8 protein-coding genes are annotated in these 10,696 nt (G+C 68.8%); 5 read left to right on the top strand and 3 right to left on the bottom strand.

Features of this window, described 5'->3' with window-relative positions:
* Nucleotides 1–4: 4 nt before the first annotated feature.
* Nucleotides 5–1,342: a phosphotransferase family protein gene (locus tag LIU39_RS02380; protein ID WP_227043988.1), complete on the bottom strand. Its 1,338-nt coding sequence runs from the start codon at nt 1,340–1,342 to the stop codon at nt 5–7.
* A 549-nt stretch (nt 1,343–1,891) separates the two neighbouring features.
* Between LIU39_RS02380 and LIU39_RS02375 the strand changes: the two genes are divergently transcribed.
* Genes LIU39_RS02375 through LIU39_RS02360 form a run of 4 tightly spaced genes read left to right on the top strand, consistent with a single transcriptional unit; the run spans nt 1,892 to nt 7,463 of the window.
* Complete coding sequence (locus tag LIU39_RS02375) at nt 1,892–3,520, top strand: hypothetical protein (RefSeq protein ID WP_227043986.1); 1,629 nt, start codon at nt 1,892–1,894, stop codon at nt 3,518–3,520.
* Nucleotides 3,513–4,919, top strand: coding sequence for an amidase (locus LIU39_RS02370; protein WP_227043984.1), 1,407 nt, complete (start codon nt 3,513–3,515; stop codon nt 4,917–4,919). Before LIU39_RS02375 ends, LIU39_RS02370 begins: the two co-directional genes overlap by 8 nt.
* Nucleotides 4,916–6,451 carry a glutamine synthetase family protein gene (locus tag LIU39_RS02365; protein WP_227043982.1) on the top strand — a complete coding sequence of 512 codons (1,536 nt, stop codon included), beginning with the start codon at nt 4,916–4,918 and terminating at the stop codon, nt 6,449–6,451. The genes LIU39_RS02370 and LIU39_RS02365 overlap by 4 nt, the downstream gene beginning before the upstream one ends.
* On the top strand, nt 6,438–7,463 hold the full coding sequence (locus tag LIU39_RS02360; protein WP_227043981.1) for a GNAT family N-acetyltransferase: 1,026 nt from the start codon (nt 6,438–6,440) through the stop codon (nt 7,461–7,463). The genes LIU39_RS02365 and LIU39_RS02360 overlap by 14 nt, the downstream gene beginning before the upstream one ends.
* 144 nt (nt 7,464–7,607) lie before the next feature.
* On the opposite strand, the gene LIU39_RS02355 is transcribed toward LIU39_RS02360, so the two are convergent.
* A complete protein-coding gene (locus LIU39_RS02355) occupies nt 7,608–8,396 on the bottom strand; it encodes a VOC family protein (RefSeq protein ID WP_227043980.1) in 789 nt (262 codons plus the stop codon).
* Nucleotides 8,397–9,061: 665 nt separating this feature from the next.
* Nucleotides 9,062–9,295 (bottom strand): hypothetical protein, encoded by a 234-nt coding sequence (locus tag LIU39_RS02350; RefSeq protein ID WP_227043978.1) that lies wholly within the window; start codon nt 9,293–9,295, stop codon nt 9,062–9,064.
* A 389-nt stretch (nt 9,296–9,684) separates the two neighbouring features.
* On the opposite strand from LIU39_RS02350, the gene LIU39_RS02345 reads away from it, so the two are divergent.
* Entirely contained in the window at nt 9,685–10,617 is a 933-nt protein-coding gene (locus LIU39_RS02345; RefSeq protein WP_227043976.1) for a phytanoyl-CoA dioxygenase family protein, read from the top strand.
* Nucleotides 10,618–10,696 lie beyond the last annotated feature (79 nt).

The raw sequence follows: 10,696 nt of genomic DNA, 5'->3' as shown, positions 1-10,696 counted from the left end.
TCCTTTACGACGAGTGGTTCTCGTGGACGCTTCTGGCCTGCCAGAGGTACCAGGCGGTGTACGCGTACGTCGCCAGCCAGGCGTGCGGGGAGCGCAGGGAATGCTCGTATTTCAGCCAGCCGGCCAGTGAGCAGGCGGCGCCGATGTAGAGCCGGCACCGGACGGCATCGACCGGCTCGTCGCCGGGCGCGGTGGCGGCCAGGCGGCTCTCCATGGCGCGCAGTTCGGGCGAGAAGTGCATCGGCAGCCGCAGCGAGGACAGGTCGTGCGGGCGCGTGAGGTCCAGCTGCCCGAACAGGTCCTGCGGCCGGTCCTGCTTCGACGCCTGGAGGATCGCGGTCATGGGAAGCAGACCGTGCAGCAGGGTGGCGAGGTCGAAGACGGGGTCTCCGTAGCCGACGTCGGGCCGCTGCCGCTTCTCCCACACCGTGCGCGGGTCGATGAACATCGGGCCGCCGCCTGCCCGGCGCAGCATGTTCGTCGGGAAGATGTCCCCGTGGACCTGGCTGCCGGTGCGCGGCAGCAGGCCGGGCGCGTGCTCGTCCAGCCAGGCGGCCGCTTCGGTGTATCCGGGGATGCGCTGCCCGCCGGGGAGCAGCAGCTCGGCGCCGAGCAGCGCGTCGAGGTCGAGATCGCCGAAGAAGGCGCGGAAGGTGCTGAGGAAGGCGGGCTGCTCGCGCAGCGCGTGGAAGCGCTCGCGGTAGAGGTAGTCGCCGCTGGTGGGGGTGTGGCCGGCGGCGGTCAGCCGGTACCAGCTGCCGAGCTGGTCGAGATAGGGCCCGAGCGTGTCGGCGGCGTCGGGGCGCAGCTCGGTGCGGGCATCGTCCTGGAAGAGCTGCGCGTCCAGTTCCGCGGGGTGTCCCGCTTCCATGAGGCTCACGCCCTGGTGGCCTTCGATGTGGACGCCGTGCAGTTCGGGGAAGAGCGGGTCGCGGCCGATCGCGGTGACGGCACTGTTCGTCCTGGCGATGAACGCGGTCTCGGAGCGGATCATGGCCGCGTCGCCGATCTTCGCGACGATTTCCTTGCCGTCCTTGCCGCCGGTGCGGAACTGGACGACGCCGGTGGAGTCCGAGCCGGGGCGGTGCGCGGTGGTGAAGGCGGGGGCGGGGCCGGCGAGTGCCGCCCAGGTCCGCAGCCGTGAGGCGATGACGGCGGCGCTGATCAGCTCGGTCTCGTCGTCCGCCGTGGCCCGCTCGCCGGTCTCCGCGGGTGGCACGGCGCCGGAGTCCAGGCACCAGCCGTGCAGTTCGCCGCCGATCAGGAAGGTTCTGCGCGACGGCCGTTCGGCGGCGTCTTCGGCGTTTCCCGTCGCCAGGGCGCGGTCCGCAACAGCTGCCACACGAACACCGTAAGGCTGCAAACGTTCCGTCAGACCGGGCACGGTGCTTCCCGGGTTTTCCGCTGACGGGCATTCCGCGACGATCACCGAGGGGACGATGGTGTCGGTTAAGACGTTCTTTTCGTTGAGAATTGAATAGAGGTTGACCAGCTCTCCAAGGGTGGCCGGCCTGGCTAAATCCACGAGGTATTCACGCACGTCTGAGGTACCTCTTCTTGCGTTTCGAGGATATTGAGGGGCAATGTCCGTAATGCTCCTACCTGACGCGCCCGTTGACACACGGGAAATACGGAGCAAACTTGCCCCCTCGGCGCCGCGGACCATGCTCACATGAGAGGCAGGACCGGGCGAGCCCCTCGTCGTGGTGATCATGGTCACAGCATGAAGAGGTATGGCTGTTGGTAACTTCCCGTTTACGGTGCCGCCTTGTACTGCTTGGGCGTCGAAGGGAACTGACTCGTGGGCGTGGCAGAAATAACTTCATTGAGATCTGACGGCTTCGCGTCTTTACTCAAGTCGGTGGTTAAGGCAGCCCGGCAGACCACGGATATGGATCAAGCGTTAAAGACGCTCCTCACCCTCGACGGTCATATCCCCGAAACCATCGGACGCGCCGCACTCAGCTCCGCGGACCGCTCCGTGGCGGACACTCCGGTCGAGCAGCGCGCGCTCCTGGACCCCGCCGCCTCCACCCCCGACGTCCTCGTGCTCGACGCCACCGGCCGGACGCGATTCGTCCTGGCAGGCGCCGACATCCCCGCCGACGCCCTGCTCGTCGGCTCCCTCGTGGCCGACCGCGAGCTGATCCACCGGATCTCCCGCCGCTACGAGTCCGCGCGCGCCGCCGACGAGAGCGCAAGCGCCGAGATGCGGCGCTGGCTGCGGGAATTACCCCGGGAGGACGTACAGGACCTCCTCGACCGCCTCGCCTATGTGGTGCAGCACATGGCCCCGGTCCTGCTCTACGTAGGCGACCGGCACTACTCCAATTTCGGCCAGTTCAGCAATCTCCCGGGAAGATCACTCAACGCGAGTGACGACCGGAACCTCCTGAACCGGCTCGCCGCCACCGACGTCACCGAGTGGTCCACCGAAGACACCTGCTTTGTTGCCCTGACCCACTTCCTGCTCCGCAGCGGAATCCAGGCCCGCCTGGAAGAGGTCAACGGCACCCAGCTCTCACCGGTCGGCGTGATGGATTTCCTCACCGACCGCATACGCAACTACGGTGCTCAGCCGCCTCCTTCGCCACAGAACTCGATAACCGCCTCCCACCTCGCAGCACTCGCGGACACCTGCGCCCGGGAACGGCGCGCCCAACTCGCCAATGGGGCGGTTTTCTACCGCCTCATCCATGGCGTCAACCTCAACAAGTCCGAGCACCTGCTGCCGCAGGCCGTCACCTACGCGGACGTCCCCCTGGCGATCCGCACACTGTTCGCCCAGACGGCCGGAATCCCGGCGGACACCCCCGCGTTCGACGACACCGGGCCCGCACTGGACCGGCTGGCCGGCGCACTCCACACGAGCCCCGCCCCCGCGGGCTTCCACACGGCCTACGAAGCCCTGCTCACCCGCTTCATGACCACCCTGGCCCAGGCTTCCGGATCGGACGCGGCCATGGGACGCGGCCCCCGCTCGCTGGCACCGCTGCACCCCGACAACGTCGAGAACGGCGCCCCGCTCCAGCTGCGGACCAACGACTTCTTCTGCTGCGTGGCCCCGGGCGAAGGCTTCGCCAGGCACTTCGCCGACGACCGGGCCACGCTGGTGAAGACCCTGAGCGCCTACAGCGCCCGGATGCGCTTCAACACCTGGCACTACCTCCCGCACACCCTGAACGTGCACGAGCGCCGACCGGGCCGCGACGACTGGTTCTTCGCGCCGTCCATGCCCGACCTGACGCACTGGTCCGACCAGCACCACACCGGACACGTCACCTTCGGTGTCCGCTTCGCCATCAGGGTGCCGCTCGGCATCGAGTACGCGGGCCGCTACCTGCCGGGCCTGTACGACCTCCGTCTGATGCGCGCCCGCGGCGAGCAGTACACGGTGGCCGACCTGCGGGCCACCGTCGCCGCCGGCCGGCTCCTCGGCGCGCTCCACCAGGCCATGAGCCCCTACGGGCCGACCGTACGCGACTTCGACAACGGGTGGTTCCGCACCTTCTATGGATGACAGCCTCCGTCACACGGACACCGTCGGCTTGCGCAGGCTGTACGAGACCGGTGCACTCTCACCCACCGCATTCCTCCAGGACACCCTGGACCTCATCGACGCGCAGCAGCCCTCGCTCGGCGCGTTCGTCACCGTCGCCGCCGATCAGGCGCGGGCGGCCGCGGCCGAAGCCGAGGCGCGCATCCGTGCGCTCGGCGCCGCGGCCTGGGACGAACAGCCGCTGCTGGGCGTCCCGGTCAGCGTGAAGGACCTGACCGCGACCAGGGGACTGCGGACCACCCGCGGCTCCCTGCGGCTGCGCGACGCGACCCCCGACGAGGACGCGCCCGCCGTCGCACGGCTGCGGAAGGCGGGCGCCGTCATCCTGGGCAAGACCACCACTTCGGAAGGCGGCTGGAGCGCCGCCACCGTCAACCGGCTGGGCCCCGCGGCGGCCAACCCCTGGGACACCTCCCTCAGCGCCGGGGGCTCCAGCGGCGGTGCGGCCGCGGCGGTGGCCGCCGGTCTCGGCATCGCCGCGACCGGAACCGACGGGGCCGGCTCGATCCGGATCCCCGCCGCCTTCTGCGGCGTCGTCGGCTTCAAACCGACCCACGGCCGCATCCCGTACGTCCCGCACTGCCCCGACCGCCACTCCCACCTCGGGCCGCTGACCCGCACGGTCGCCGACGCCGGCCTGCTGGCGGACGTCATGACCGGCGCCGACCCACGCGACCCCGACTCGTACTCCGCCCGGCATGGCGGCCAACTCCCGGTCCCCGCACGCCCGCTCCGGATCGCCTGGATCGAGACACCAGGACCGGCCGCCGCCGACCACCTCACGGCCCCGCAGCGCGCCGCCGTCCAGGCGCTCGCGGACGAGGGCCACCGGATCGAGCGGATCCCGCTGCCCTTCGACGACCCCTACCCCGCCCTGGTGACGATCCTGGCCGCCGCCGAAGCGGCCGGATCGCCCCCGGAGCACGACGCGTGGGCGGACCCCGAGCGGCTGCGCATCGTCGAGCACGGCAGGCGGCTCGGCGCCGCCGACCTCGTCCACGCGGAAGCCGCCCGGGGCGGACTGCGCACCCAACTGGCCGCGTGCACCGACCGTTTCGACCTGCTGGCCATGCCCACCCTCACCGTCGAACCGTTCCCCGTCGACGCCTGGCGCCCCGCCGACGGCAACCACGACCCGCTGTCGTGGCTGGCCTGGGCGCCCGCCGCCTATCCCTTCAACCTGGCCGGGATGCCGGCGCTCTCCCTCCCCGTCGGCCTGAGCGCCCGCGGGCTGCCGGTCGGCCTCCAGCTGGCGGCCGCCCCGGGACACGACGCGCTCGTCCTGCACGTCGCCCGCGAGATCGAACGCTCGCTCCCCTCGCCACCCACCTACCCCGGAGAGGACCGTCGACAGACGTGACCCCAAGAGCCGACCGGCCGGGCAATGCCGCATATCACCAACTGAGCACAGGAAGCCGCGACTTCATCGCCCGGCACGAGCTGTGGGACGACCGGCGGCAAGCGGCCGCCCGTGACCTGGAAGCAGCCCTGGACACGCTGGACTACGTACGCGTGGTCTTCGCCGACCCGCACGGCCTCGCCCGTTCCAAGACGCTCACCGCCGACGCCTTCCGCACGGTGCTGCGCAACGGCATGGACTACAGCCCCGGCCCGTTCGTCTTCGACACCGGACACGCCGTCGCCGTCGACTACACCCTCAGCGACGCCGGAATCGGTGTGGACGAACTCCAGGGCGCCGGCGACTTCGTCCTCGTGCCCGACCCGACCACCTTCCGCCGACTGCCCTACACCCGGGCCCGCACCGGCTGGGTGATCGGCGACGAGTACCTGCGCTCCGGCCGCCCGCACCCGCTGTCCGGCCGCGCCGTGCTGCGCCGCCTCCTGGACGGACTGCGCTCCCGCGACCTCGACTACGTCGTGGGCCTCGAAGTCGAGTGGTACCTGACGCGCCTCGTGGACGGCCACTTCACCGGCTCGGTCGGCGGCTTCGGCGAGCAGGGCGAACCGCCCGCCGTCACCCCGGTCAACGGCGGCTTCCAGTTCAACCTGGACTCGCTCACCGACGCCCTGGAACCCGTGACCGGCCCGCTCGCCGACGCGCTCCGGCAGCTCGGCCTGCCGCTGCGCTCCGTGGAGCACGAATCGGGCCCCGGCCAGCTGGAGTTCACCTTCGCCCCGCAGCACGCCCTGGACGCCGCCGACAGCATGTTGCTGTTCCGGACCGTGACCAAGCAGATCTGCGCCCGGCAGGGCCACCACGCGTCCTTCATGGCCCTCCCCGCCCTGCCCGGCTTCGACGCCAGCGGCTGGCACCTGCACCAGTCCCTGGCCCAGGCGTCCACGGGCCGCAACCTCTTCAGCGCACCGGACGGCGACGCGGTACTGTCCCCGACGGGCGAGGCATTCCTGGCCGGCCTCCTCGAACACGCCCCCGCCGGAGCCCTGTTGTGCGTCCCCACACTGAACGGATACCGCCGCATCAACGGCGGCTTCTCGCTCGCCCCGAGCCGCGTGGCCTGGTCGGTCGAGAACCGGGGCGCACTCCTGCGGGTGCTGGGCGCACACGGAGACCCGGCGGCGCACATCGAGAACCGCCTGGGCGAGCCCTGCGCCAACCCGTACCTCTACATGTCCGCCCAACTCGCCGCCGGGCTGGACGGAATGCACCAGGGCAAGGCACCGGGCCCGTCGGCCGACGACCCGCACGCCACCCATCTGCCGGCGCTGCCCGGCAGCCTGGGCGAAGCCCTGCGGGCCTTCACCGAAAGCCGGTTCCACCGCGAGGTCCTGGGCAACCCCCTCGCGGAGTGCCTGCGGCAGCTCAAGAGCAGTGAGCTGCGGCGCTACGAGCAGTGGTGCGCCACCGCCGGGCGGACGGACGACCGAGCTGTATCTGAATGGGAGCACCGTGAGTTCTTTGCGACGTACTGAGACCTACCGCACGCGTGTCGTACGCACCGTCGAGGACCTCGCGCCGGAGACCGAGGAGCTGGCCTCGGCGGCGGGAGCCTCGGAGTTCTACTACGGACACGAATTCCTGCGGGCGTACGAGAGGGAGCCCATCCAGCCCGTGCACGCGGTGTACTACATCGAGGTGCTGGACCACGACGACCGCGTCATCGGCCTGACCCCCTGCTACGTCCAGGGCGACCCGCTGCGCGCACTGGGCCTGGCCGCCGACGAGAAGGCCCTCCTCAGCCACGTGTGGCACTGCTCCGACACCCAGCTCGCCAGTACCCGCACCGGCCCCGAGGTGGCGCGGGCCGTGGTGGCGGAAATGCGCCGGATCGCCGCCGACGAGGGCCTGTCGCGCTGCGGCTTCATCAACGTCGCGACCGGCTCACCGACCGCACTCGCCCTGGAAGCGGCCGGCCTGACAGGCACGGACCTGGACACCCGCTACACCGTCGACCTGGCGGCCGTGGGCAACTGGGACGGCTACCTGGCATCCCTGCGGTACAACGCCCGCAGGGAGTACGCGCGGCAGCTGCGCCGCGCCGACGACTGCGGCGTGCAGGTGAGCGAACGCGAACCGCAGGAGAACGAGGACCCCGAGACGCTCCGCATCTTCGAGGCGCTGATGGCGAACGTGGGCTCCGCCGGGTACTACAGCAAGGAACGGATCGCGGCCTTCCTCCGCTACACGCGCAAGGGCGCCCGCATCATCGAGGTGACCCAGGACGGTGCGCTGATCGCCAAGGCCGTCGTCTTCATCGAGTCCAAGAAGATCCACGCCTGGGCGGGCGGCTACGACCGCCACGCCGACGAGGCGAGCGGCCGGCCCTTCAGCTCGTACTACGTGCTGATGTCGGCCATCATCAAGCTCGGCCTGCGCATCGGCGTCCCCACACTCGAAGGCGGCCGCCGCAACGGCCACTTCAAGATCCGCTACGGGATGCGCCCGCAGGAGCTGATGGCCTTCATGACGGACGTCGCGGGCTGACCACCGCCCGCAGCGGCCGCGACGGGACGGCCTGCGGCAACGAAGACCTCCGTGCGGTGCGGCGTGAGCAGCCCCACCACACGGAGGTCTTCGCCTTTCCTCAAGCCCTCACGGACCGTCGGCGCGCTCCCCGCTCCCCGTCCGTCACCCGGCGTGCCCGGCATCGAACGGATCGAGGAACCGCACCCCCAGATCATCGAACTCCCGCGCCGCAGACGGCATGTCGTCCACCAGGAAGACGAGACGGTCGGCCTCCGCCCCGTCGCTCCCGTCCAGGAACGCACCGCGCTCGCCGGGGCCGTGGCACGCGGCCGGCGGCAGGGCCAGGGCCACCTGCTCCGACGCGCCGCGTACGGCGACTGAGCCGGCCGGGCGGCCGCTGCGGGGGACGCGGCCGGCGGCCAGGCGCGCGAAGCCGAAGACCTCCTCGCAGAAGGCCGCGTAGCCGCCGGGATCGTCCGCCGGGAGCCGGAAAGCGAGGGAGCCGGGCAGCCGGGCGGGCGCGGCCGGCTCCGACGGCGCCCCCGGGGTGGCGGTCCACCTGCGGCCTGCGGGCAGCGAGTGGCCTTCGCGCCGGGCGGCCGGGAGGAGGGTGTGCGAGAAACCGCCGAATCCGGACACGACCGGGTTTCCCTGCGGCGAATGCTCCACCGTCGCGCCGGCCGCCAGCGCCGCATCGCGGGTCGCGGCGACGTCGGCACACCGCACCGCGACGTCGGCCACCCCCGCGCCGTATTCGGAGACGTACTTCCACGTCCCCCAGCCCGAGGTGACGACAAGGTGGAAGCCGGCCAGCCGGAGCAGCACGGAACTCCGGTCGACTTCGACGGAGTCGGCGACCCGTGTGAAGCCCATGGCCGACACGAAGTGCTGGACAGCCGCGACTTTGTCTCTCGTGTACAACTCGACATGCGATATATCTCGCACCGTCATGGGGATTTACTCCTTGCGGACTGGGGAATTGCGCGGGGCGCCACGGTTCGTCAACGAACGCCGTATCCAGCGGAGTTCGGGAGGCGTGGCGGGTTGCCGCCGGCCGGGTTGCCGCGGCCGCGGACCGCGGGTGAGCGCCCATGATCATCTATCGGGCAGTTGCAGACTAACCCAGTGAGTGTGCCGCCGATACGTCTCCAGCAAGACCGGGGAATCGCCGGTGAACTGCTTCCCTCGCCGGGAGACGCGGCAAACCTTCTCCCGATATGACCCTCGCGATACCGATGGGTCCGCAGCCGTTTCAGGGGCCGGACACGCGCGGAGCACCGGGTCGTCGGCCCTCGAAACGGCTGCGTAACGGGGCTGTCCGTCCCGTTCACCAAGAGTTCGGGTTTCCTCCGCTGACCTGTAGTACGCGCACGGGTAATGCTGTTCGGGCCCAGGTGACGACGGTATGAACACGGCACAGGCACGAAGCCGCCTTGGTCGATGCGCACGCTCTTCAAACGTGAAAAAGCTCATCCGATTTCGATGACACACGGCCGGGCGGGGCAGATGTCTGGATGCCCTCCTGATTCCAGCCACTGTTCCTGGACAGGGTTCGACGGCGTAGGAAGATCGAAAGGACGTAAGCCTTGATGGAATGGAGTGGCGCCGGGCACGGGTCATTGCCAAAATATTGCCGCGAAGGTGCGATTCAGGCCAGAGACTGACCAGACCTCATGGACCCCCTTGCTCATATCGCGACTCACCAGCATCATCGGCAGTGTTCCTTGTTCACCGACACGCAAGCGAGCGCTGACGACAATGCCAGGAGTGCCACCTATCGCCCTCAGCAGCGAACCTTCCGCCGCCTGTAGCGCGATGGAAATCCGGTGATCCGCTGTCTGTGTTGCCACATCCGTTGGGATAAGTGCCCCGCGCGGCCGCCCACCGGCTGAAAGGCCATTGAGTACGTCTTCGAACGGCAACCGACACTGACAAGACGAGAAACCGGCCACGATCGCAAACTTCCGATGTCGTGTTAGTGTTCCGGCGTTGCATTCGGGCAAGCAGCCTGACATTCTTCTGGGCGATTACTGGTTCTGTCTCCGGTTCGCAAGCGCGCAAGGGTGCGTGTTTATCGCTCCCGAATACGGTGCAGAGGGTGTCCTTTTCCAAGCGAACGATACGCTGATATCGATGAGCCGCAGACCGTCACTGCATAGGACAGACCCATGTCTTCAGCGCAGTGTTCATCTCGCAGATTCAAGCTGATTCGCACATCAATCAGAAGACAGGAACTGACATGATCAATCCCACCTTCTCCATCAGCAAGGACGACGTCGAGTACTTCAAGGAGCACGGCTTCCTGAAGCTGCGGAACATCTTCTCGGAAGAGTTCACCGAGCACCTGCGGAACATCAGCACCTCGCAGGTTGCACCTCCCGGCGACAACTACGGGTCGGGCTTCAGCAAGCTCAAGTACGACGTCGGAAACGACGACCCCAAGATTCTCTCGCTCATGAGCGATCCAGCATTTTCGAGCGCCATGACACGGCTCACCGAGACGTCCCTCTTCTTCACGCAGGGACTGGGTTTCGAGCTGGAGAAGAACAAGAGCACGGGATTCCCCTGGCACGTAGGGACGCAGAGCTTCGGCTTCCAGCGCAGGCAGGACCAGGGCTTCACGATCTGGACGCCGCTGTGCGCCATCGACCCGGAAGGCCAGCGCGGCGGCATGAAGTACCTGTCCAAGCAGGTACTGTCCGGCGAATTCGTGTACCAGCACATCAACCTGCTGCCGGACTACATGAAGGACGAGATAGCCGCCGGCAAGGAACTCACCTTCAGCGACTTCAGTCAGCTCAAGAACAATCTGCTCAACTCGCCCGAGATGGCGAAGCTGCTCGACCACTTCGCGGTCGAGGACTCCTTCGAGCCCGGCGACGCCCTGATCTTCGACAAGTACGTTCTCCACCGGAGCGTACGGCTCGATGAAGGCCCCATCCCCTCCCGCCTGGCCTATGCGCTGCGTTTCTCGTCGATCGACGCACGGTACGACAAGCGCCGGGTGGATGCGCTGGCATTCCCGCGGGTGACCTTCAACTACGACGTCGGCAGCCACTTCAACGACAATGTCGGCACCCACGACGGCGACGCCGTCTACAGCAGCCCCCACTTCGACGGCACGCGCGAGGCCCGCACGCTCGACATGAACGACGTGCCGACGCACGCCTGATGTGACGCGTTTTGTTCACGTGTAGCCGCGACGTCTCTTCGCCTGGCACCGTCTTTTCTCGGCCCGGGAGAACTCGGTG

It is taken from the genome of Streptomyces pinistramenti (genome assembly GCF_020564935.1).
GTDB classification, from domain to species: domain Bacteria; phylum Actinomycetota; class Actinomycetes; order Streptomycetales; family Streptomycetaceae; genus Streptomyces; species Streptomyces pinistramenti.
Note: the sequence above shows the minus strand (reverse complement) of the source record. Positions and strands in the feature narration are given on the sequence as shown.

Bases quoted from the DNA above. Each gene is read 5' to 3' on its own strand.
- LIU39_RS02345 (WP_227043976.1), top strand. From the start codon at position 9,685: ATGATCAATCCCACCTTCTCCATCAGCAAGGACGACGTCGAGTACTTC.
- LIU39_RS02355 (WP_227043980.1), bottom strand. From the start codon at position 8,396: ATGACGGTGCGAGATATATCGCATGTCGAGTTGTACACGAGAGACAAA.
- LIU39_RS02370 (WP_227043984.1), top strand. From the start codon at position 3,513: ATGGATGACAGCCTCCGTCACACGGACACCGTCGGCTTGCGCAGGCTG.
- LIU39_RS02375 (WP_227043986.1), top strand. From the start codon at position 1,892: ATGGATCAAGCGTTAAAGACGCTCCTCACCCTCGACGGTCATATCCCC.